Annotated in this window: 20 protein-coding genes and 1 riboswitch; of the genes, 8 read left to right on the plus strand and 12 right to left on the minus strand. The window is 65.2% G+C overall.

All coding sequences use genetic code 11. The features are described from left to right. Nucleotides 1-31 precede the first annotated feature (31 nt). From nuoI to B015_RS0114645, 10 genes are all read right to left on the minus strand, one after another. Nucleotides 32-523 carry an NADH-quinone oxidoreductase subunit NuoI gene (gene nuoI, locus B015_RS0114600; RefSeq protein WP_018428452.1) on the minus strand — a complete coding sequence of 164 codons (492 nt, stop codon included), beginning with the start codon at nucleotides 521-523 and terminating at the stop codon, nucleotides 32-34. Further along, nucleotides 523-1566 (minus strand): NADH-quinone oxidoreductase subunit NuoH, encoded by a 1044-nt coding sequence (gene nuoH, locus B015_RS0114605; RefSeq protein WP_018428453.1) that lies wholly within the window; start codon nucleotides 1564-1566, stop codon nucleotides 523-525. Before nuoH ends, nuoI begins: the two co-directional genes overlap by 1 nt. 8 nt (nucleotides 1567-1574) lie before the next feature. Next, nucleotides 1575-3656, minus strand: coding sequence for an NADH-quinone oxidoreductase subunit NuoG (gene nuoG, locus B015_RS0114610; protein WP_018428454.1), 2082 nt, complete (start codon nucleotides 3654-3656; stop codon nucleotides 1575-1577). A gap of 86 nt (nucleotides 3657-3742) precedes the next feature. Next, nucleotides 3743-4432 carry an NADH-ubiquinone dehydrogenase gene (locus B015_RS0114615; protein ID WP_026227290.1) on the minus strand — a complete coding sequence of 230 codons (690 nt, stop codon included), beginning with the start codon at nucleotides 4430-4432 and terminating at the stop codon, nucleotides 3743-3745. A 91-nt stretch (nucleotides 4433-4523) separates the two neighbouring features. Continuing rightward, nucleotides 4524-5828 (minus strand): NADH-quinone oxidoreductase subunit NuoF, encoded by a 1305-nt coding sequence (gene nuoF, locus B015_RS0114620; RefSeq protein ID WP_018428456.1) that lies wholly within the window; start codon nucleotides 5826-5828, stop codon nucleotides 4524-4526. Nucleotides 5829-5839: 11 nt separating this feature from the next. Continuing rightward, nucleotides 5840-6919 carry an NADH-quinone oxidoreductase subunit NuoE gene (nuoE, locus tag B015_RS0114625; RefSeq protein ID WP_018428457.1) on the minus strand — a complete coding sequence of 360 codons (1080 nt, stop codon included), beginning with the start codon at nucleotides 6917-6919 and terminating at the stop codon, nucleotides 5840-5842. Continuing rightward, a complete protein-coding gene (locus B015_RS0114630) occupies nucleotides 6920-8110 on the minus strand; it encodes an NADH-quinone oxidoreductase subunit D (protein WP_018428458.1) in 1191 nt (396 codons plus the stop codon). Between the two features lie 9 nt (nucleotides 8111-8119). Next, nucleotides 8120-8725, minus strand: a complete 606-nt coding sequence (locus tag B015_RS0114635) for an NADH-quinone oxidoreductase subunit C (RefSeq protein ID WP_018428459.1) — start codon at nucleotides 8723-8725, stop codon at nucleotides 8120-8122. A gap of 6 nt (nucleotides 8726-8731) precedes the next feature. Continuing rightward, nucleotides 8732-9313, minus strand: coding sequence for an NADH-quinone oxidoreductase subunit B (locus B015_RS0114640; protein WP_018428460.1), 582 nt, complete (start codon nucleotides 9311-9313; stop codon nucleotides 8732-8734). Further along, nucleotides 9304-9669: an NADH-quinone oxidoreductase subunit A gene (locus tag B015_RS0114645; RefSeq protein WP_018428461.1), complete on the minus strand. Its 366-nt coding sequence runs from the start codon at nucleotides 9667-9669 to the stop codon at nucleotides 9304-9306. The genes B015_RS0114640 and B015_RS0114645 overlap by 10 nt, the downstream gene beginning before the upstream one ends. A 343-nt stretch (nucleotides 9670-10012) precedes the next feature. Between B015_RS0114645 and B015_RS0114650 the strand changes: the two genes are divergently transcribed. Continuing rightward, the gene (locus B015_RS0114650; protein WP_018428462.1) at nucleotides 10013-11203 is read left to right on the plus strand and encodes a winged helix-turn-helix domain-containing protein; all 1191 of its coding nucleotides are present in this window, start codon (nucleotides 10013-10015) and stop codon (nucleotides 11201-11203) included. Nucleotides 11204-11223: 20 nt separating this feature from the next. Here B015_RS0114650 and B015_RS33585 read toward each other — a convergent pair whose 3' ends face one another. Further along, entirely contained in the window at nucleotides 11224-11553 is a 330-nt protein-coding gene (locus B015_RS33585) for an NADAR family protein (RefSeq protein WP_245262179.1), read from the minus strand. 329 nt (nucleotides 11554-11882) lie between these two features. Then, nucleotides 11883-12089: riboswitch (cobalamin riboswitch) on the plus strand. Nucleotides 12090-12156: 67 nt separating this feature from the next. Here B015_RS33585 and B015_RS0114660 point away from each other — a divergent pair. The 7 genes from B015_RS0114660 to B015_RS0114690 are packed head-to-tail and all read left to right on the plus strand — an operon-like array spanning nucleotide 12157 to nucleotide 20925. After that, nucleotides 12157-12561, plus strand: a complete 405-nt coding sequence (locus B015_RS0114660; protein ID WP_157632880.1) for a DUF1636 family protein — start codon at nucleotides 12157-12159, stop codon at nucleotides 12559-12561. Next, complete coding sequence (gene cobW, locus B015_RS0114665) at nucleotides 12558-13595, plus strand: cobalamin biosynthesis protein CobW (protein WP_018428465.1); 1038 nt, start codon at nucleotides 12558-12560, stop codon at nucleotides 13593-13595. Before B015_RS0114660 ends, cobW begins: the two co-directional genes overlap by 4 nt. Before the next feature lie 14 nt (nucleotides 13596-13609). Next, nucleotides 13610-17221 carry a cobaltochelatase subunit CobN gene (locus B015_RS0114670; protein ID WP_018428466.1) on the plus strand — a complete coding sequence of 1204 codons (3612 nt, stop codon included), beginning with the start codon at nucleotides 13610-13612 and terminating at the stop codon, nucleotides 17219-17221. A 44-nt stretch (nucleotides 17222-17265) separates the two neighbouring features. After that, nucleotides 17266-18780, plus strand: a complete 1515-nt coding sequence (gene cobG / locus B015_RS0114675) for a precorrin-3B synthase (RefSeq protein ID WP_018428467.1) — start codon at nucleotides 17266-17268, stop codon at nucleotides 18778-18780. A gap of 2 nt (nucleotides 18781-18782) precedes the next feature. Then, nucleotides 18783-19415, plus strand: a complete 633-nt coding sequence (locus B015_RS0114680; RefSeq protein WP_026227292.1) for a precorrin-8X methylmutase — start codon at nucleotides 18783-18785, stop codon at nucleotides 19413-19415. Continuing rightward, the gene (locus tag B015_RS0114685; protein WP_018428469.1) at nucleotides 19412-20164 is read left to right on the plus strand and encodes a precorrin-2 C(20)-methyltransferase; all 753 of its coding nucleotides are present in this window, start codon (nucleotides 19412-19414) and stop codon (nucleotides 20162-20164) included. Before B015_RS0114680 ends, B015_RS0114685 begins: the two co-directional genes overlap by 4 nt. Beyond that, nucleotides 20161-20925: a precorrin-3B C(17)-methyltransferase gene (locus B015_RS0114690; protein ID WP_018428470.1), complete on the plus strand. Its 765-nt coding sequence runs from the start codon at nucleotides 20161-20163 to the stop codon at nucleotides 20923-20925. Before B015_RS0114685 ends, B015_RS0114690 begins: the two co-directional genes overlap by 4 nt. On the opposite strand, the gene B015_RS0114695 is transcribed toward B015_RS0114690, so the two are convergent. Continuing rightward, nucleotides 20889-21656 (minus strand): cobalt-precorrin-6A reductase, encoded by a 768-nt coding sequence (locus tag B015_RS0114695; RefSeq protein WP_026227293.1) that lies wholly within the window; start codon nucleotides 21654-21656, stop codon nucleotides 20889-20891. The genes B015_RS0114690 and B015_RS0114695 overlap by 37 nt on opposite strands. Nucleotide 21657 lies beyond the last annotated feature (1 nt).

Here is a 21657-nt window from a genome sequence, read left to right on the forward strand (position 1 = left end):
GAGCCTTCGGAGCCCGTCCATTGTTCAAGCCTTAGCGGTACGGCGAATCCATAGCGATGTTGCGCGCGATCTCGCGCTCCCACCGGTCGCCGTTCGCAAGCAGCTTGTCCTTGTCGTAATACAGCTCCTCGCGCGTCTCCGTCGCGAATTCGAAGTTCGGCCCCTCGACGATGGCGTCGACCGGGCAAGCCTCCTGGCAGAAGCCGCAATAGATGCACTTCACCATGTCGATGTCGTAGCGCACCGTGCGGCGGGTGCCGTCGTTGCGGCGCGGGCCGGCCTCGATGGTGATGGCCTGCGCCGGGCAGATCGCCTCGCACAGCTTGCAGGCGATGCAGCGTTCTTCGCCGTTGGGATAACGGCGCAGGGCGTGCTCGCCGCGGAAGCGCGGGCTGACCGGACCCTTCTCATGCGGGTAGTTCAGCGTCGGCTTCGGCGCGAAGAACTGGCGCATCGACAGGAAGAACGCGCCGACGAACTCCTTCAGGAGCAGCGACTTGGCGGCTTGGGCGAGCGCTGACATCAGGCGGCTCCGGTAAGCTTGAGGACGGCGGCGGTGATCACGACCATCGCCAGCGAGATCGGCAGGAACACCTTCCAGCCCAGGCGCATCAGCTGGTCGTAGCGGTAGCGCGGCACGAAGGCCTTCACCATGGCGAACATGAAGAACACCATGCAGACCTTGAGCACGAACCAGATCACGCCGGGAACCCAGGTGAAGGGCGCGAAATCGAAGGGTGGCAGCCAGCCGCCGAGGAACAGGATCGTCGTCAGCGCGCACATCAAGACGATGGCCACGTACTCGCCGAGGAAGAACAGCAGGAACGGCGTCGACGAATATTCGATCATGTGACCGGCGACGAGTTCCGACTCGGCCTCGACAAGGTCGAAGGGCGGGCGGTTCGTTTCGGCCAGCGCCGAGATGAAGAAGATCACGAACATCGGGAACAGCACGAGCCAGTTCCAGTCGAGGAAGGTGTTCGGCAGGCCGAGGCGCGTGCCGATGCCGTCACCCTGCGACAGCACGATGTCGGTCAGGTTCAGCGAGCCGACGGTCAGCAGCACGCAGACGATGACGAAGCCGATCGAGACTTCGTAAGACACCATCTGGGCCGCCGAGCGCAGCGCGCCGAGGAACGGATATTTCGAGTTCGAGGCCCAGCCACCCATGATCACGCCATAGACCTCGAGCGAGGAGATGGCGAAGACATAGAGAATGCCGACATTGATGTTGGCGATGGCCCAGCCTTCGCTGACCGGGATCACTGCCCAGGCGGCAATTGCCAGAACAGCCGAAACCACCGGCGCCAGCAGGAACACGCCCTTGTTGGCGCCTGACGGGATCACCGGTTCCTTGAAGACGAACTTCAGAAGGTCGGCAAAGGCCTGCAGCAGGCCCCAGGGACCGACCACGTTCGGACCGCGGCGCAGCTGCACCGCCGCCCAGATCTTGCGATCGGCGTAGAGAATATAGGCGACGAAGATCAGCAGAACGACGATCAGAACGACCGACTTCAGGAGAATGATCAACGCCGGCAGGACGTAGAAGGAGAAGAAGGTATCCATGACAGCCCTTACTCCGCCGCCTGCTTGAAGCCGTTTTTGGCCAATGCCGAACATTCGGCCATCACCGCCGACGCGCGCGCGATCGGGTTGGTGAGATAGAAGTCCTTCACCGCTGAGGTGAAGGCGCCCTTGTTCAGCCGGCCACCGAGCTTGGCGACCCTGGCAATCTCGTCATTGTCGCCGGCATCGATCTCGTCGATGCGGGCCAGATGCGGGAGCTCCTGATAGAGCTTGGCGCGCAGCTGCTGCAGCGAATCGAACGGCAGCTTGTGGCCGAGCACGTCGGACAGCGCACGCAGGATCGCCCAGTCTTCCTTGGCCTCGCCCGGCGCGAAACCGGCGCGGCCGGTCATCTGGACACGACCTTCGGTGTTCACATAGGTGCCCGACTTCTCCGTGTAGGCGGCAGCCGGCAGGATGACGTTGGCGCGGTGCGCGCCGGCATCGCCATGCGTGCCGACATAAACCACGAAGGCATCGCCTGCCTTGGACATGTCGATCTCGTCGGCGCCGAGCAGGAACAGCACGTCCGTCTCGCCCAGCATGCCGGCAACATTCTTGCCGCCCTCGCCCGGCACGAAGCCGACGTCGAGGCCGCCGACGCGGGCGGCGGCGGTGTGCAGAACGGCAAAGCCGTTCCAGTCCGGACGGCTAGCCTTGACGGCGCCTGCCAGCTTGGCGGCCTGGCCGAGCACGGCCGCACCGTCGGAGCGAGCGAGCGCGCCCTGGCCGATGATGATCAGCGGATGCGAGGCCTTTTTCAGCGTCGAGAAGAACTTGCCATTGCCGTCGGCCAGATCCTTCAGCGTCTCCGGGCCCGAGCCCAGCTGTTCGTAGGCATAGCGCGTGTCGCCGATCTCGCCGATCACGGCAACCGGCACATCGCCGCCGCGCCAGCGCTTGCGGATGCGGGCATTGAGCACCGAAGCCTCGAAGCGCGGGTTGGAGCCGATGATCAGGATGGCGTCGGCCTGTTCGATGCCTTCGATGGTCGGGTTGAAGATGTAGCTGGCGCGGCCGAGCGACGGATCGAGCGCGGCACCGTCCTGGCGGCAGTCGATGTTCTTCGAGCCGAGCGAAGCGATCAGCTGCTTCAGCGCATACATCTCTTCGACGGTGGCGAGATCGCCGGCGATGGCGCCGATGCGGTCGGCCGACGTCTTCGAAACGGCGTCCTTGATGGCGGCGAAGGCTTCAGCCCAGGTTGCCGGAGCAAGGCGGCCATTGTGGCGCACATAAGGGCGGTCGAGGCGCTGGGTGCGCAGGCCGTCCCAGATGAAGCGGGTCTTGTCGGAGATCCACTCCTCGTTCACCGCCTCGTTGATGCGCGGCATGATGCGCATGACTTCGCGGCCACGGCTGTCGACGCGGATCGCCGAACCGACAGCGTCCATCACGTCGATGGATTCGGTCTTGGTCAGCTCCCACGGACGTGCCTGGAAAGCATAAGGCTTGGAGGTCAGCGCGCCGACCGGGCACAGGTCGATGACGTTGCCCTGCAGCTCGGAGGTCATCGCCTGTTCGAGATAGGTGGTGATCTCGGCGTCCTCGCCGCGACCGATCAGGCCGAGCTCGGAGATGCCGGCGACCTCGGTGGTGAAACGGACGCAGCGCGTGCAGTGGATGCAGCGCGTCATGATCGTCTTGACCAGCGGGCCGATATACTTGTCCTCGACCGCGCGCTTGTTTTCCTTGTAGCGCGAACCGTCGAGGCCGAAGGCCATCGCCTGGTCCTGCAGGTCGCACTCGCCGCCCTGATCGCAGATCGGGCAGTCGAGCGGATGGTTGATGAGCAGGAACTCCATCACGCCTTCGCGGGCCTTCTTGACCATCGGCGTGTTGGTGAAGATTTCCGGCGCCTCGCCATTCGGGCCGGGGCGCAGGTCACGCACGCCCATGGCGCAGGATGCCGCCGGCTTGGGCGGTCCGCCCTTCACCTCGACCAGGCACATGCGGCAGTTGCCGGCGATCGACAGCCGCTCATGGAAGCAGAAGCGCGGCACTTCCGCGCCCGCCTCTTCCGCCGCCTGCAGCAGCGTATAGTGGTCGGGTACCGAAATCTCTTTCCCGTCGACCTTAAGCTTTGCCATAGCGCCTCAAATCCCGCGGATGATCCGCATTCGTCCTGCTGGGGGCGCGGCAAGCGCTGCGCCCCGAATTCCAAAATTCAAGCAGCCTATTTGCCGCCCGCAAGCATTGCCGCCTGCCCTATCCAGTCGTCCCGGCCGATCCGGCCCTTGAAGCCGAGATAGTCGTCGGTCCAGGCCACCTCTTCCGCCGTCCAGGCCGCAACCTGGGCATAGGTCCAGACGCCGAGGCCGTTGAGCACCTGCTCGAGCTTGGGCCCGATGCCGGCAATCGCCTTCAGATCGTCAGGCGCCTCCGGCCGTTCGATAGACGCCGGCCGCCTGAAGTCTTCAGGCTGCAGAGCAACAGGCACCTCGACAACCGCAACATCAGCGGCATTCGCCGCTTGCGTTTCGGCCTTCGCCGGCCCGGCCTTTTCAAGCTTCAGGGCCAGCGTCTTCACTTCTGCGATCAGCGAGGCAGTCGTTGCCTCCGCCTTCTTCGCCGCCGTCTCGCGCACCGAACCATGCGAAGCACCGGCGAAATCGCCAAAATCCGGCGAGAACATGCGCTGCGCGGCTTCGGAAGCGCCCGATATGGCCCCCATCCACACGCCGAGCGCATGGCTGGCCAAACCGACACCAAGAGCAGAGGCAGCAGCGACGCCCGCAGCAGGATGCACCAAAAGGTTCGCCGTGCCGGCGAACTCCTTCGGCAGCATCGCCACGAAGTCCCTGTTCATCTGCTCCAAACGTTCCATCTCAGGCACTGCAACTTCGGGAATGGGAAATGTCGACATTGGTAAGCTCCTTGTCGCCTTCGCCGTTCGCCTCTGCCTCGTCGTTTCCTGTTTCGCTTCGGGCCTTAGGCCCGCACTTTCTGATTTTCCGTTACTCGGCCGCCACCAGCACCGGCTCGCTGCGGTGCGAATTGCGCGAGAACTCGTCGATGCGCCGCTCGATTTCCGGACGGAAGTTGCGGATCAGGCCCTGGATCGGCCATGCGGCCGCGTCGCCCAGCGCGCAGATCGTGTGGCCTTCCACCTGCTTGGTGACGTCGAGCAGCATATCGATTTCGCGCTTGTGCGCTTCGCCGCGCACCAGTCGCTCCATCACGCGCCACATCCAGCCGGTGCCCTCGCGGCACGGCGTGCACTGGCCGCAGCTCTCGTGCTTGAAGAAGTAGCTCAGACGCGCGATCGCCTTCACGATGTCGGTCGACTTGTCCATGACGATCACGGCAGCCGTACCGAAGGACGACTTCTTTTCGCGCAGGCCATCAAAGTCCATCGGACAGTCGATGATGTCCTCGGCCTTCACCACCGGGCACGAGGCACCGCCGGGGATCACCGCCAGAAGGTTGTCCCAGCCACCGCGGATGCCGCCGCCGTGCTTTTCGACCAGTTCGCGGAAGGTGATGCCCATGGCCTCTTCGACCGTGCAGGGCGTGTTGACGTGGCCGACCAGCATGAACAGCTTGGTGCCGACATTGTTGGGACGGCCGATGCCGGAGAACCAAGCCGCGCCGCGACGCAGGATGGTCGGCGCAACGGCAATCGATTCGACGTTGTTGACCGTTGTCGGGCAGCCATAGAGACCGACATTGGCAGGGAACGGCGGCTTGAGACGCGGCTGGCCCTTCTTGCCCTCCAGGCTTTCGAGCAGTGCCGTCTCTTCGCCGCAGATATAGGCGCCGGCGCCGTGATGGACGTAGATCTCGAAGTCGTAGCCGTTCTTGTTGTTCTTGCCGATCAGCTTGGCTTCATAAGCCTCGTCGATCGCCCGCTGCAGCGCTTCGCGCTCGCGGATGAACTCGCCACGGACGTAGATGTAGGCAGCGACCGCACCCATGGCGAAGCCCGCCAGCAGGCAGCCTTCGACCAGCGTGTGCGGGTCGTTGCGCAGGATGTCGCGGTCCTTGCAGGTGCCCGGCTCGGATTCGTCGGCATTGACGACCAGGTAGGACGGACGGCCGTCGCTGGCCTTGGGCATGAACGACCACTTGAGACCGGTCGGGAAGCCGGCGCCGCCGCGACCGCGCAGGCCCGACGCCTTCATCTCGTTGATGATCCAGTCACGACCCTTCTCGATGATGCCGGCCGTGCCGTCCCAGGCGCCACGCGACATCGCGCCGGCCAGCGTCTTGTCGAAGCGGCCGTAGATGTTGGTGAAAATGCGGTCCTTGTCCTCAAGCATATTTGTGCTCCTCAGACCGGCTTCTTGCCGAAGACGCGGATGTATTCGGCCACACCGCCCTTGGCGAGCGCCTTGGCCTGCTTGACCCAGTCGTCACGCTCGATGCGACCATGAAAGCTCAGATAACCGTCGACCCACTCGCGCTCGGCCTTCTTCCACGACGCCACCTGGGCGAAGGTGAAGATGCCGAGTTCGTGCAACGTGCCCTCGATCTTCGGGCCGACGCCCGAGATCAGCTTGAGGTCGTCGACAGCTGCAGGCCTGGCGATGCCGGCGGGACGGTTCTTGTCCTCGAGCGACGGCTTTGCCGGGGCATCGGCCTTCTTGGCCGGTGCTGCCTTGGGCTTCTCGGCGACGGCGGCAACAGGTGCGGGCTGCGGTGCTGCGGCAGGAGCAGTCGCTGCCGGGGCAGCTGCGGCAGCCTTGGCGGCCTTTGCAGAAGCCTTGGCTTCCTTGTCGCGGGTCGTCTTGAGGACCGACTTCTCGTCCTTGAGCGCGGTAAACCCGGTCAGCGGCGCCGACAGGAAACGACCCGTCTGCGGGCCGGGGGTTACCTTGTCGCCCTTGCCTGCCTCGAACAGGTCGATGATTTCGGCCAGACGCTCAGGCGTCAGATCCTCATAGGTGTCCTTGAAGATCATGACCATCGGCGCGTTCACGCAGGCGCCCAGGCACTCGACCTCTTCCCACGACAGCGTGCCCGCCTCGTTGGTGTGGAACTGGTCGTGATGGATCTTCGAGCGGCAGACATCCATCAGCTCTTCCGAGCCGCGCAGCATGCACGGCGTGGTGCCGCACACCTGGATATGGGCGCGCGTGCCCACCGGCTTGAGCTGGAACTGCGTGTAGAAGGTCGCGACTTCAAGCGCACGGATATAGGGCATGCCGAGCATGTCGGCGACGTGCTCGATGGCAGCCTTGGTCACCCAACCGTCCTGCTCCTGCGCGAGCATGAGCAGCGGAATGACGGCCGACTGTTCGCGGCCCTTGGGGTACTTCTTGATCCAGGTCTTGGCCTGCGACGTGAACGCCTTGTTGAAGGCGAAGGACGCGGGCTGGACGCTGGCTTCTGCGAGACGGCGGACTGACATTTAGCGGTCGACCTCACCAAACACGATGTCGAGGGAGCCGAGAACGGCCGAGATATCCGCAAGCATGTGGCCGCGGCACAGGAAGTCCATCGCCTGGAGATGGGCGAAACCCGGTGCGCGCAGCTTGCAGCGGTAAGGCTTGTTGGTGCCGTCGGAGACCAGGAAGACGCCGAACTCGCCCTTCGGCGCCTCGACGGCTGCATAAACCTCGCCGGCAGGCACGCGGTAGCCTTCGGTGTAGAGCTTGAAGTGATGGATCAGCGATTCCATCGACCGCTTCATGGCCTGGCGCTTCGGCGGCACAACCTTGCCGTCGATGTTCGACACCGGGCCCGTGCTCTCCTTGCCGAGCAAAAGATCGACGCACTGGCGCATGATCCTGGCCGACTGGCGCATCTCTTCCATGCGGATGAGATAGCGGTCGTAGCAGTCGCCGTTCTTGCCCACGGGGATGTCGAATTCCATCTCCGGGTAGCATTCGTAGGGCTGGCTCTTGCGCAGGTCCCAGGCAGCGCCCGAACCGCGCACCATCACGCCCGAGAAACCCCAGGCCCAGGCATCGTCGAGCGACACCACGCCGATGTCGACGTTGCGCTGCTTGAAGATGCGGTTGGGGGTGAGCAGGTCGTCGAGGTTCTGCACCGTCTGCAGGAACGGATCGATCCACTTGCCGATGTCCTCGACCAGCTTCTGCGGCAGGTCCTGGTGGACGCCGCCAGGCCGGAAATAGGCTGCGTGCATGCGCGCGCCGCAGGCACGCTCATAAAACACCATCAGCTTCTCGCGCTCTTCGAAGCCCCACAGCGGCGGGGTCAGCGCGCCCACGTCCATCGCCTGCGTCGTGACGTTGAGCAGGTGCGACAGGATGCGGCCGATCTCAGAATAGAGCACGCGGATGATCTGGCCGCGCTTCGGCACCTCGATGCCGAGCAGGCGCTCGACCGCGAGAGCAAAGGCATGCTCCTGGTTCATCGGCGCGACATAGTCGAGACGATCGAAATAAGGCACGGCCTGCAGGTAGGTCTTCTGCTCGATCAGCTTTTCGGTGCCGCGGTGCAGAAGGCCGATATGCGGATCGACGCGGTCGACGACTTCGCCGTCGAGCTCGAGCACCAGGCGCAGCACGCCGTGCGCTGCCGGATGCTGCGGGCCGAAATTGATGTTGAAATTGCGGACGGAGGTTTCAGCCATTTCGGCGCCTCAATTCGTCTTGGCTTTTTCGTCGCCCGGCAGCACGTATTCGGTGCCTTCCCAGGGAGACAAAAAGTCGAAATTGCGGAATTCCTGCTTGAGCTCGACCGGCTCGTAGACGACGCGCTTCTGCTCGTCGTCGTAACGCACTTCGACGAAGCCGGTGAGCGGGAAGTCCTTGCGCAGCGGGTGCCCCTCGAAGCCGTAATCGGTCAGAAGGCGGCGCAGGTCGGGATGGCCCGAAAACAGGATGCCATACATGTCGTAGGCCTCGCGCTCGAACCAGTCGGCACCCGGATAGACCGAGGTGATCGACGGCACAGGCGTGTCCTCGTCCGTGCTGACCTTGACGCGGATGCGCAGGTTCTGGCGCGGCGACAGCAGGTGGTAGACGACGTCGAAGCGCTTGCGGCGCTGCGGATAGTCGACACCGGCCGCATCGATGAACGAGACGAACTGGCACTGCACGTCATTGCGCAGGAAGGTCATCACGTCGACAATGTCGGCGGCCTTCACCGTCAGCGTCAGTTCGCCATAGGCGAGCACGCTTTCCTCGATGTCCGCATCGAGCTTTTCCGCGATATAGGCGGCAAGGTCCTTGAGGGCTTCACTCATTTGGGATCACCGCTCGATGGTGCCGGTGCGGCGGATCTTCTTCTGGAGAAGAAGGATGCCGTAGAGAAGCGCTTCGGCGGTCGGAGGACAGCCGGGCACATAGATGTCGACAGGCACGACGCGATCGCAGCCGCGCACCACCGAATAGGAATAGTGATAGTAGCCGCCGCCATTGGCGCACGAGCCCATCGAGATGACGTAGCGCGGCTCCGGCATCTGGTCATAGACCTTGCGGAGCGCGGGCGCCATCTTGTTGGTCAGCGTGCCGGCGACGATCATCACGTCCGACTGGCGCGGAGAAGCGCGCGGCGCGATGCCGAAACGCTCGGCGTCATAGCGCGGCATCGAGATGTGCATCATCTCTACGGCGCAGCAGGCCAGGCCGAAGGTCATCCACATCAGCGAGCCGGTGCGCGCCCAGGTGATCAGCGCCTCGGACGAGGTGACGAGGAACCCCTTGTCGGACAGCTCGTTGTTGAGATCGCCGAAGAAGGCGTCGTCGGAGCCGATGAGCTTGCCGGTGTTCGGATCGATGATGCCTTTCGGCTTCGGCGCGATCAGGGTGCCGGAGGCGTCGTTCAATCCCATTCCAGCGCTCCCTTTTTCCACTCATAAATGAAGCCGATGGTCAGCACGGCCAGGAAGATCATCATCGACCAGAAGCCGAGCATGCCGATCTGGCCGAAGGACACAGCCCACGGGAACAGGAACGCCACTTCGAGATCGAAGATGATGAAGAGGATGGACACCAGGTAGAACCGGATGTCGAATTTCATGCGCGCATCGTCGAAGGAGTTGAAGCCGCACTCGTAGGCCGACAGCTTCTCCGGATCGGGACTGCGGTAGGCGACAAGGAAGGGCGCCACGATAAGGGCTATGCCGACTACGAGCGCCACACCGATGAAGATGACGATGGGCAGATACGAACTCAGGAGAGCGTTCATGCTGCGAATTCCGTTGGTGGCCAATCCACCCAGACTTACAGCACGGGGTCCGTTTCCGGAAGCGCGACGGATTCTCGTCTGCCCTGACGAAACGGTCGTGCTGCAATGCGGCGACGGTTAGCGCAGGCGGTTCGGCGAAGCAAGCCCAACCTTGTCCAAAACGGGGCAAAGCCCACCGCTGGACCAAAATCCTGCCGATGTGGCTCCTGTTTGATTTCCTTCGTCTTTTACTCCACTTTACTCTCCTGACAAGTCCGAACCCGCAGCCCTGCTAGCATCTGCAGCAAGAACTGATTCCACTGCCCTTGCGTCACCCGTTCCGAGACTGCGATAGCTTGCCGCAATGAAAGAGAAACTCTCCCTCGCCACCGCCCGTCGCATCGCTCTGGCAGCCCAGGGTTTTGCCGATCCGCGCCCCACTGGCGCGATCACCCGACGTCATCTCCAGCGCGTTCTCGACCGCACCGGCCTGCTGCAGATCGACTCGGTCAGCGCAGTGGTCCGCGCCCACTACATGCCGCTCTATTCGCGACTCGGCCCCTACCCGATGGCCGTGCTCGACGACGCAATGCAGCCCAGGAAGCGCATGCTCTTCGAATATTGGGCCCATGAGGCTTCGCTGCTGCCGCTGGAGACCTTTCCGCTGATGCGCTGGCGCATGGCGCGGGCCGAGGACGGCATGTATGGCGGCCTGGCAAAATTCGGCCGCGAGAACAAAACCTATATCGAAGAGATATTCCGAACGGTGGTCGATCGCGGCCCCATCGCCGCCTCCGACATAGAAGGCGCAAAAGGCTCCGGCGGCTGGTGGGGCTGGAGCCGTGAAAAGCACGCCTTCGAATGGCTGTTCTGGGCCGGCCGCATCACCACCCATTCGCGCCGCGGCTTCGAGCGCCTCTACGACCTGCCCGAACGCGTCCTGCCCGCAGACATCTACAGCCGCCCTGCCCCGCAGGCATCGGATGCGCATCGCGAGCTGCTGCGGATTTCCGCCCGCGCCCATGGAGTCGCCACGGCCATCTGCCTGCGCGACTATTTCCGCCTGTCCCCTGCCGACATGAAGGGCCGTCTCGAGGAACTGGTCGAGGCGGGCGAACTGATTCCCGTGCGCGTCGAAGGCTGGGACCGGCAGGCCTATCTGCATGCAGATGCCCGAATCCCGCGAAAGGTGCAGGCACGTGCATTGCTCGCGCCTTTCGATCCGCTGGTGTTCGAACGCACGCGCGCCGAACAGCTGTTCGATTTCCGCTATCGCATCGAGATCTACACGCCGGCCGAAAAGCGCCAGTACGGCTACTACGTGCTGCCCTTCCTGCTCGGCGAACGCATCGTCGCCCGCATCGACCTCAAGGCCGACCGCCCGGCCGGCATTCTCCGTGTCCATGCGGCCTATGGCGAGCCTTGCGCTCCGCCCGAAACCGCAGCCGAACTCCACGAAGAGCTGAAGCAGATGCGTGGCTGGCTCGGCCTCGAACGCATCGAGGTGACGCCTGCCGGCGACCTCGGACCGGCATTGGCGGCGATGGCCATGTGACGTCTGGACGTGCCGGCAACTCAGCCGCGCAGTCCGTCGCGCACCTCCATGAGTGCAAACCCCAGGAGATTTTCTCCGCGCCACCGGAGCGGATCGCCTGCACGCTCCTCGTCGGCGGCAAGACCAATGCCCCATACGGCATCGACAGGGCTTGCCTCGACCAGAATGGCGTCTCCGGTCGAGAGCAGGAAGTCGCGCAATGCCGGGTTCTGTCCGAACTTGTGCTTGTTGCCTGCCGCTACGATGCGACCTTTCTCACGGTCCCAGAGAGTGGCGTCGAACCCCCGCACCTCTCTGCCGAACTGCTTGACCTGTTTTGGACTTCCAGCACCTCCTGGACGCGATTTCATGATCTCCAAACAGGCGCGCCTTTTCAGCCATCATCCAATGTTCGGCAGTTGGATAGCCGACGCCATCGACGAGAAACGAGGCTGCCCACCATTGACTGAGGCAAGACGAGGTAATTGTCCCGTCCTTTGACGGCTGGTGTCCCCAGAAAAACAGGAACTGCATATTCGCCTGAGCGAGATATGCCTCTTCAACCTGAGCGCGATTTCGATACATGCACGTATTTGAAAATGCAGCCCGCGCTTGTCAATCGCTGCACCCATAGGCCTGCAAGAGAACACCTGCGACGGCAGCTGTCGCTCTGCCGCGTTGACTCCACCCCTCGCCACCGCCTAAATCGCCTCCAGACGGTCCTTCACCCGCAAAGGCGAAGGCTAAGAGGGAATGCGGTGCGGCGCTCTGGCGTCAAATCCGCGGCTGTCCCCGCAACTGTAAGCGACGAGCCAAGGCCGGTAACCACTGGGATGTTTTCCCGGGAAGGCGGTGCGAAGGCGACGACTCGCGAGCCAGGAGACCTGCCGTCTGCAACATTGATCCGATCGCCTGGCGGGTGTCCCAGGCAAGGAGCCTGGAATTTGAAACTCGACGACAATTCCTCGGTCGAAATTGGAGACGCATCCGGCGGTGACGCCGACACGCGCGTTTCCGAGGTGACGATTCTCGTCTGCTCCTCCTGTCGCGATGAAACCGGCTCGGACGCCCATCCGCGCGCCGGCGCCAAACTTGCCGAACACGCCCGCCTCGCTGCCGAGGGCGCCATCGCCGTCCGTACCGTCGAGTGCCTAGGCAACTGCAAGCGCCGCCTCAGCGCGGCGCTGATCCGCGACGGTTCATGGAGCTATGTCTTCGGCGATCTCGCAACAACGTCGGGCGAAGACCTCGTCACCGGCGCAAGGCTCTTCGCCACCTCGACCGACGGCCTGATCCCATGGCGCGGCCGTCCCGACAGCCTCAAGCGCGGCCTCGTCGCGCGCATCCCACCACTTGCTCTCATCAAGGAAGACACATGACCGCCTCCGTCGAACGCGTTCCCTGCACCGTCGTCACCGGCTTTCTCGGCGCCGGCAAGACCACGCTTTTGCGCAACATCCTTGAGAACTCCAAGGGCAAGCGTCTCGCCATCATCGTCAACGAGTTCGGCGATGTCGGCATCGACGGCGAGATTCTGAAAGGCTGCGGCGTCGACGCCTGCCCCGAAGAAAACATCGTCGAACTGGCCAATGGCTGCATCTGCTGCACCGTCGCCGACGATTTTGTCCCAGCCCTCGACCAGATTCTGTCGCGCACGCCGAAGGTCGACCACATCCTGATCGAGACCTCGGGCCTCGCTCTGCCGAAGCCCCTGGTCCAGGCCTTCCAGTGGCCATCGGTGAAGAGCCGCGTCACCGTCGATGGCGTCATCGCCGTTGTCGACGGCCCGGCTCTCGCCGAAGGCAAGGTCGCCTCCGACATGGAGGCCCTCGCCGCCCAGCGCGTTGCCGATGATTCGCTCGACCATGACGACCCGGTCGAGGAAGTGTTCGAGGACCAGGTCGCCTGCGCCGACCTCATCATCCTGTCCAAGAGCGACCTGCTCGACGAAGCCGGCCACGCTCGCGCCAGCGCCATCGTCGGCGAGCATCTCGCCCGCGCCGTCAAGATCGTGCCGTCGGCGCATGGCAAGGTCGACCCGTCGGTGCTGCTCGGCCTCGGCCTCGCCGTCGAGGACGACATCGAGAACCGCAAGACCCATCACGACGGCGCCTTCGACCACGAGCACGACGATTTCGACACCTTCGTCATCGAGATCCCCTCGATCGCCAACCCCGACGAACTGGCCAAGCGCGTCGCCACCGCCGCCGAAGAAGAGAACGTGCTGCGCGTGAAGGGCTTCGTCGATGTCGGCGGCAAGCCGATGCGCCTGCTCGTCCAGGCCGTCGGCCCACGCGTCAACCACTACTATGACCGCGCCTGGAGCGCTGAGGACGACCGCCGCTCGCGCCTGGTCGTGATCGGCCTCAAGGGCCTCGACCGCCTGGCCATCGAGCGCATCCTGGTCGGCTGAACCGGACAGCCTGGATGCACATCCTCACCACCACATCCGCCTCGCTCGACGATTTGATCGAGCCAGTGGACCTCAGGCAGAAGCCTGCGGATGTGGTGGCGTTGTCCTTCACCGACAGCGACCTGGCCGGCCTGGCAAACGCCTGGAAGGCGGATGCTGAAAACCTGCCGTCGATGCGGCTCGCCAGCCTGCGTGACCTCCGCCATCCGATGTCGGTGGACCTCTGGATCGACAGCGTGGCTGGCCACGCCAGGGTCATCCTCGTCCGCATCCTCGGCGGCCACGACTGGTGGCGCTACGGCTGCGACCAGCTCGCGGCTCTTGCCCGCGCAAAAGGCATCGCGCTGGCGCTGCTGCCCGGCGAAAGCCACGACGAGGATCTCAGGCTGATCGAAGCGTCGACGCTGCCGCGGACCGAACTCGACGCCCTGCTCGGTTATTTCCGCGAGGGCGGACCTGAGAACATGAAGGCGCTGGTCGCAAGGCTGGCCGGGCTGGCGGGCACGGAAACCAAAGCCGATGCGCCGGTTTCTGTACCCAAGGCCGGGTTTTATGATCCGGCGAAAGGCATCCTCAGTGACATCGAGGGCTTTTCGGCTGGCAATGAAAGCGATCCTTCGCCCATCCCTCTCATCCCCATCCTCTTCTACCGCTCGATGCTGCTCGCCGCCGACGTCGCACCGATCGACGCACTGGTCGAAGCATTGAGAGCAGAGGGCCTGCGTCCCGCACCGATCTTCGTCTCCAGCCTCAAGGACAAGGCTTCCCTCGCCTTCGTCGAGCAGGCCTTGGTCGAACTCCACCCCGCCGCAATCATTACCGCGACCGCCTTCGCCGCCGGCGCCGAGCCGGGCGCGGAAACGCTGTTCGACCGGGCCGGCGTGCCGGTGTTCCAGGTCATCGTCGCCACCACCCGTCGCGAAGCCTGGGAAGGCAGCCCGCGTGGCCTGGCGCCTGCAGATCTCGCCATGCATGTGGTGATGCCCGAACTCGACGGCCGCATCCTCGCCGGCGCCATCTCCTTCAAGGCCGAAAGCGAGGTCGACCCGTCCCTCGGCTTCCGCGCCTTCGCCAACCGGCCTGAACCCGACCGCGTCGACCAGGTCGCCCGCCGCATCGCATCACACCTCAGGCTGCGTGAGACGCGGCCCGAAAAGCGCAAGCTCGCAATCCTCATCCCCGACTACCCCAGCGCCCCCGGCCGCACCGGCTATGCCGTCGGCCTCGACGTGCCATCAAGCGTGCTCGCCATGCTGCACGACCTCAAGGACGCGGGGTATGCGGTTGAATCGATTCCCGAATCGCCACGTGCTCTGCTCGATCTGATCGAGGCCGGCGGGCACGGCTTGGCGCTCGAAGACTATCTCGCGCTTGCCGAGGATCTGCCTGCGGAGGCAAGAAACGCAGTCGACGCTGCCTGGGGCAAGGCAGAGGCTGATACGATCGACAGGACAGGACAACGCTCGACATTGCCCTCCTCTGTCCTGCCGGACATCTCCCCCACGAGGGGGGAGATCAGCAGTCAGCAGCGTACAGCCCAATCGCCGGCGCCGGCAGAAGGTCACGTCCGTCCAGCAGAACTCGCAGAACGATCGGCGACGCCGAAGCTGCCAATCTCCCCCCGTGTTGGGGAGATGTCCGGCAGGACAGAGGGGGGCAACGTGGAGCGCACCGCATCTGCTTCCACTCGCACGCGCCACTTCCCCTTCCGCGCCGCCACCTTCGGCAACATCACGGTCGCCCTCGCTCCCGATCGCGGCCGATCGGCCGATCGCCGCGCCGACTATCACGACCCTACGTTGCCCCCGCGCCACGCGCTGCTCGCCTTCGGCCTCTGGCTGCAGAAGTCGCTCGCAATCCACGCCATCATCCATGTCGGCGCCCACGGCACGCTCGAATGGCTGCCGGGCAAGGCGGTGGCGCTGAGCCGGGATTGTTTCCCCGAGATCGTCACCGGCTCGCTGCCGGTGGTCTATCCCTTCATCGTCTCCAACCCCGGCGAAGCGGCCCAGGCCAAACGCCGCATTGCCGCGGTCACGCTCGGTCACCTGCCGCCGCCACTCGCGTCGGCTGGCCTGGACGAGCATCAGCAAAAACTGGAACGCCTGGTCGATGAGTACGCGCAGGCCGACGGTCTCGACCGCCGCCGCCGCGACCGGCTGGCAAAACTCATCGTCGAGACGGCATCGCAGACCGGCCTTGCCGCCGAAGCGGGCGTTGCCAATACGGACGCGCCCGATGAAGCGCTGCGCCGTATCGACGCCTGGCTGTGCGACCTCAAGGATTTCGCCATCAAGGACGGCCTGCATGTCTATGGCCGTGCTGAAGCCGATGAACCCGACGCAGCTCGCCGCGCCAGTGCTGAAGCCGAGCGACAAAACCTGATCGCCGCCCTCGACGGCCGCCACGTCAAGGCCGGCCCCTCGGGCGCCCCGGCGCGCGGCCGCACCGACGTCCTGCCCACCGGGCGCAACCTGTTCACTTCAGATCCGCGCACCATGCCGACGCCGACGGCCTTTGACCTCGGCAAGTCAGCCAGCGACGAGATCATGCGCAGCTACCTGCAGAGCCATGGCGAGTGGCCGCGCGCGCTGGTCATCGACCTCTGGGGCAGCGCCTCGCTGCGCACCGGCGGTGAGGAAATCGCGCAAGGGCTGGCGCTGATGGGCTGCCGGCCGCAATGGGACGCCGCCACCGGCCGCGTTACCGGCATCGAGGTGCTGCCACCGGCGACGCTCGGCCGCCCGCGTGTCGACGTCACCTGGCGCATCTCGGGTCTGTTCCGCGACATGTTCCCGACCCAGATCGCTCTCATCGACGCCGCCGCCCGCGCCGTCGCCACCCGCGACGAGGACGACCACGACAACCCGCTCGCTGCCAGCACCCGCGCCGCGGGCAAGGTCGAGCCGCGCATCTTCGGCTCCTCCCCCGGCACCTATGGCGCCGGCCTCGAGGACCTTCTGTCATCGGGCGATTGGCAGGCGCGCGAAGAGCTCGGCCGCGCCTATCTCGATGCTGCCTCCCACGCCTATGGCGGCAACGAAGGCGAAGGCTTTTCCGCGCCCGGCGCCTTTGCCGGCCGCATCGCCGGGGCAGACCTGTTGGTACATACCGGCGACGACCCCGGCCGCGACATCCTCGAAGGCTCGGCCGACGTCGCCTTCATCGGCGGATTTGCAGCAGCGGTCGCAGCATTGGGCAAGAACGCCGACGTCATCGTGCTCGACACCTCCGATCCACAAAAGCCGAGGCCGCGTTCGGTCACCGAGGCCGTCGGCCGCGTCGTCAGGGCGCGCGCCACCAACGCCCGCTTCATCGCCGGCCAGATGCGCCATGGCCCGCGCGGCGCCTCCGAATTCGCCGAGACGGTCGACCGGCTGATCGGCTTTGCCGAAACGACAAACGCCATTCCGGGCGCGCTGATCGAGGCCGTTCACGACGCCTATGTCGGCAATGAGGCGGTGCGCGACTTCATGCTGCGCGAGAACCCGGCGGCAGCGAAGTTCATTGCCGAGCGTTTCGCCGCTGCCCGCCGGCGCGGCCTGTGGCACCCACTGCGCAACTCCATCGACGACGACCTCGCCAGCCTCATCGCCGAGGCCGAGGCGCGCGGGGTCGCGGCATGACCAGTTTCTCCCGCCGTGGCGCCTGTCCAGCACTTTCAGCACCGATGCCGACAGGCGACGGCCTCCTGGTGCGGATCAACCCGCTCGCTGGAGAAATCGCCCCCAACATATTGATCGGACTCGCCGAATCCGCTGCACGCCATGGCAACGGCATTGTCGAGGTCACGGCGCGCGGCAGCATCCAGATCAGGGGGCTGACGGCGGAGAGTGCGTGTCTGCTGGCTGAAGAAGTCGACACGCTCGGCATCGCGGTGCGCACCGGCGTGCCCGTCGACACCAGCCCGCTCGCCGGCATGGATCCGGCGGAGATTGCCGATCCCGTGCCACTAGCGGCCGCGATCCGCACTGCGATCGAGCAGGCGGGGCTGGCGCCGCGACTCGGGCCGAAGGTATCGGTCGTGGTCGATGGGCACGGCGAGATCGGGCTTGGCGCGATCATGGGCGATGTCAGGCTGGTCGCGGTGGGTGCCGGGCGTTGGCGCCTGTCGGTGGCGGGCGATGAGAAGGCTGCTACGTTCGTCGGAGAATTCGATGCAGACGATGCATTTACAGCCACGCTCGATATTCTCCACGCGATCGCAGTACTCGGACGCGAAGGACGCGCCCGTGACCTCGACCCGAGCGTCATCCGTGCTTCCATCGCAGGATTTGAGACCTCTCATTCCTTCGCGCCCCCCTCTGTCCTGTCGGACATATCCCCCTCGAGGGCGGAGATCAGCCGTCACCGGCACCCCACCCCATCACGGGCGTTGCAGGAAGGTCGGGTAGCGGAACTCTCAGAACCTGCGAAAGCACCAAAGCTGCCAATCTCCCCCCTTGAGGGGGATATGTCCGGCAGGACAGAGGGGGGCGCGAAGAAACTCGCCGTCGCCAGGACTACCACGCTCAAAACTGATTCAACCTCTGAACTACCCCACGCAACCGATTCATCTCCCATCGGAATCCTCCCGCTCTCCGATTCCCGAATCGCTGTCGGCATCGCCCTGCCCTTCGGCAGCATCGACGCCTCGACGCTGATCACCTTCTGCCGAGCGGCAACGGCCGCCGGCGCCACCGGCATCCGCCCAGCGCCCGGCCGAACCCTGCTCGTCATGGACCTCGATCGCCCCTCCGCCGACACCCTCGCCGCAACGGCCAGCTCGCTTGGCCTCGTCACCTCGCCCAACGACCCCCGCATCCGCATCGCCGCCTGCCCGGGCGCACCGGCCTGCGCGTCGGGCATGATATCAGCGCGTGACGTTGCCGCCGATATCGCTGCCGACCTCGGCGAAGACCTCGATCCGACGCTGTCCTTGCACGTCTCCGGCTGTGCCAAGGGCTGCGCCCATCCAGGACCGGCGACGCTCACCATCGTCGGTGACGAAAAGGGTGCTGTATTTGTCGTCGGCGGAACGGCGAAGGGCCTTCCGGCGGCCTACACCGCAGGATATGAAGCCGCGCGCGGCATGGGCCGCCTCACGAAATTGCTCGCCCAGGAGCGCAAGCCGGACGAAAATGCCGCCGCCTGCCTCGCAAGGCTGGGCGCAAAGCGCCTCGCGCAAGCTCTGGCACAGGAATGAACATGGCCGCCTACGATTACATCCATGATGGCACGGCCATCTACGAACGCTCCTTCGCCATCATCCGCGCGGAGGCCGATCTCGCACGCTTCTCCGAAGACGAGTCGGACGTCGCGGTGCGCATGATCCATGCCTGCGGCCTGGTCGAAGCGGCCCAGCATTTCGTCTTCTCGGAGAACTTCGTCTCGGCCGCGCGCACAGCACTGCAGGCCGGTGCACCGATCTTCTGCGACGCCGAGATGGTGGCGCGCGGCGTCACCCGCGCCCGCCTGCCCGCCGACAACGAGGTCATTTGTACCTTGCGCGATGCGCGTACATCAGAGATCTCCAAGGCGATCGGCAATACCCGCTCGGCCGCAGCGATCGATCTCTGGATCGACAGGCTTGCCGGCTCCGTCGTCGCCATCGGCAACGCGCCGACCGCTCTCTTCTACCTGCTCGAAAAGCTTCGCGACGGCGCTCCCAAGCCTGCCGCCATCATCGGCATGCCAGTCGGCTTCGTTGGCGCTGCCGAATCCAAGGACGCGCTGGCCGAAAATTCCTATGGCGTGCCCTATGCCATCGTCCGCGGCCGCCTCGGCGGCAGCGCCATGACGGCAGCTGCCCTCAACTCGCTGGCGAGGCCCGGCGTATGAGCGTGTCCGCTGCAAAGGGCCGCCTGATCGGCGTCGGCACCGGCCCCGGCGATCCCGAGCTGATGACGGTGAAGGCCGTGCGCGCGCTGGCCGAGGCCGACGTGATCGCGCATTTTTCCAAGCGCGGCGCCAATGGCAACGCCCGCACCATCACCGATGCGCATTTCCGCGACGGCGTGATCGAGCTGCCGCTGGTCTATCCCGTGACGACGGAAATCGACAAGGATCACGACGACTATCGTGCTGCCATATCAGGCTTCTACGAGGACTCGGCGCAAGCGGTGGCCGCCCATCTCGACCAGGGCCGCACCGTCGCCATCCTGTCCGAGGGCGACCCGCTGTTCTACGGCTCCTACATGCATCTGCATGTGCGGCTGGCGCATCTCTACCCGACCGAGGTCATCCCCGGCGTCACCGCCATGTCAGGCTGCTGGTCGCAGACCAGCGTGCCTATCGTCCAGGGCGACGACGTGCTGTCGGTGCTGCCGGGTACCATGAGCGAGTTCGAACTCACCCGACGCCTCGCCGATACCGACGCCGCTGTCATCATGAAGGTCGGCCGCAATCTGCCCAAAATCCGCAAGGCGCTGGAAGCGACCGGCAAGCTCGGCCGCGCGCTTTATGTCGAGCGCGGCACCATGCCCAACACGCAGCACATGCGGTTGGTCGACAAATCGGACGACAAGGCGCCCTATTTCGCCATCGTCCTGGTGCCCGGCTGGGCCGGCAAGCCGGGAGCGGAATTGTGAGCGGCCGCCTCGTCGTCATCGGCCTCGGCCCCGGCAATCCGGACCAGGTCACGCCGGAAGCCAGCCGGGCCGTGGCGGAAGCCAGCCATTTCTTCGGCTACAAACCCTATCTCGACCGCCTCGACCTGCGCCCCGACCAGACCCGCGTCGCCTCCGACAACCGCGAGGAGATCTCGCGCTCCAATGCCGCACTTGAGATGGCAGCGGCCGGCCACAACGTCGCCGTCGTCTCCGGTGGCGATCCCGGCGTCTTCGCCATGGCCGCGGCCGTCTGCGAAGCGATCGAAGCCGGCCCGAAAGAATGGCGCGACATCGAGCTGTCGGTCGTGCCCGGCGTCACCGCCATGCTGGCCGTTGCCGCTCGTGTCGGCGCGCCCCTCGGCCACGATTTCTGCGCCATCAACCTGTCCGACAACCTGAAGCCATGGGAGCTGATCGAGCGCCGCCTGATCGCGGTCGCCGAGGCAGGTTTCGTCATTTCGCTCTACAACCCGATCAGCAAGGCCCGCCCATGGCAGCTCGGCAGCGCGTTCGAAACGCTGCGCAGCCACCTGCCCGCCACGACCCCCATCATCTTCGGCCGCGCCGCCGGCCGGCCCGACGAGCGCATCGAGATCGTCACGCTTGGCGAAGCAGCAGCGGAAAAGGCCGACATGGCGACCTGCGTCGTCATCGGCTCGCCCGAAACGCGCCTGATCGAACGCGTCGGCAAGCCACCGCTGGTCTACACTCCGCGCTTTTCCGCAGGGCCCACGAAATGATCGACCATCTCGGCCATCGCGGAGACGCTTGGAGCCGACAACACCTCGGGCAGAGGCGGCCGGCGGAACAGGATCACCTCGACGCCGAGCTGCCTGGCCGCCGCGATCTTGCCGTAGGTCGCCTGCCCGCCGCTGTTCTTGGCAACGATGACGTCGATCTTGTGCGTCTTGAGCAGCGCCCGCTCGTCGGCTTCGGCGAACGGCCCGCGCGCCAGGATGTAGGTCGCATCGGGCACGCCGAGCGGCGGCTCGATCGGGTCGACGCTGCGAATGACATAGGCATGCTGCGGCGCGGTCTCGAACGCCGCCACTTCCTGCCGGCCGAGCGCCAGGAACACGCGGCGGGGCGTCTCGCCGAGCGCTGCGACGGCCTGTTCACCGTCTTCGACCAGCGTCCAGCGGTCGCCGTCGCCCAGTTCCCAACCCGGACGACGCAGGGCGAAGATCGGCACACCGGCCATCCGCGCCGCCTCGGCAGCATTGGCCGAGATACGCGCCGCATAGGGATGCGTCGCATCGATCAGCAGGTCGGTCTTGTGCCCGGCCAGCCAGTCGGCCAGCCCCTGTGCACCGCCGAAGCCGCCCGTTCGTACCGGCACCGGCTGCGCGAGCGGGTTTTCGGTCCGGCCCGCCAGCGACAGGGTGATGTCGAGATCGCCGCGCCCAGCCAGCTTCGCCGCCAGCTGCCGCGCCTCGGTGGTGCCGCCCAGGATCAGGATACGGTGGGTCATC

This window comes from Hoeflea sp. 108, from assembly GCF_000372965.1.
GTDB lineage: Bacteria > Pseudomonadota > Alphaproteobacteria > Rhizobiales > Rhizobiaceae > Aminobacter.

Excerpts from the sequence above, each read along its gene's own strand:
- B015_RS0114650 (WP_018428462.1), top strand. The coding sequence starts at position 10,013 with ATGAAAGAGAAACTCTCCCTCGCCACCGCCCGTCGCATCGCTCTGGCA.
- nuoF (WP_018428456.1), bottom strand. The coding sequence starts at position 5,828 with ATGCTTGAGGACAAGGACCGCATTTTCACCAACATCTACGGCCGCTTC.
- cobG (WP_018428467.1), top strand. The coding sequence starts at position 17,266 with ATGCCGACAGGCGACGGCCTCCTGGTGCGGATCAACCCGCTCGCTGGA.
- B015_RS0114685 (WP_018428469.1), top strand. The coding sequence starts at position 19,412 with ATGAGCGTGTCCGCTGCAAAGGGCCGCCTGATCGGCGTCGGCACCGGC.
- B015_RS0114645 (WP_018428461.1), bottom strand. The coding sequence starts at position 9,669 with ATGAACGCTCTCCTGAGTTCGTATCTGCCCATCGTCATCTTCATCGGT.
- B015_RS0114680 (WP_026227292.1), top strand. The coding sequence starts at position 18,783 with ATGGCCGCCTACGATTACATCCATGATGGCACGGCCATCTACGAACGC.
- B015_RS0114630 (WP_018428458.1), bottom strand. The coding sequence starts at position 8,110 with ATGGCTGAAACCTCCGTCCGCAATTTCAACATCAATTTCGGCCCGCAG.
- nuoG (WP_018428454.1), bottom strand. The coding sequence starts at position 3,656 with ATGGCAAAGCTTAAGGTCGACGGGAAAGAGATTTCGGTACCCGACCAC.
- B015_RS0114635 (WP_018428459.1), bottom strand. The coding sequence starts at position 8,725 with ATGAGTGAAGCCCTCAAGGACCTTGCCGCCTATATCGCGGAAAAGCTC.
- B015_RS0114670 (WP_018428466.1), top strand. The coding sequence starts at position 13,610 with ATGCACATCCTCACCACCACATCCGCCTCGCTCGACGATTTGATCGAG.
- B015_RS0114695 (WP_026227293.1), bottom strand. The coding sequence starts at position 21,656 with ATGACCCACCGTATCCTGATCCTGGGCGGCACCACCGAGGCGCGGCAG.
- nuoH (WP_018428453.1), bottom strand. The coding sequence starts at position 1,566 with ATGGATACCTTCTTCTCCTTCTACGTCCTGCCGGCGTTGATCATTCTC.
- B015_RS0114640 (WP_018428460.1), bottom strand. The coding sequence starts at position 9,313 with ATGGGATTGAACGACGCCTCCGGCACCCTGATCGCGCCGAAGCCGAAA.
- nuoE (WP_018428457.1), bottom strand. The coding sequence starts at position 6,919 with ATGTCAGTCCGCCGTCTCGCAGAAGCCAGCGTCCAGCCCGCGTCCTTC.
- nuoI (WP_018428452.1), bottom strand. The coding sequence starts at position 523 with ATGTCAGCGCTCGCCCAAGCCGCCAAGTCGCTGCTCCTGAAGGAGTTC.
- B015_RS33585 (WP_245262179.1), bottom strand. The coding sequence starts at position 11,553 with ATGAAATCGCGTCCAGGAGGTGCTGGAAGTCCAAAACAGGTCAAGCAG.
- cobW (WP_018428465.1), top strand. The coding sequence starts at position 12,558 with ATGACCGCCTCCGTCGAACGCGTTCCCTGCACCGTCGTCACCGGCTTT.
- B015_RS0114615 (WP_026227290.1), bottom strand. The coding sequence starts at position 4,432 with ATGTCGACATTTCCCATTCCCGAAGTTGCAGTGCCTGAGATGGAACGT.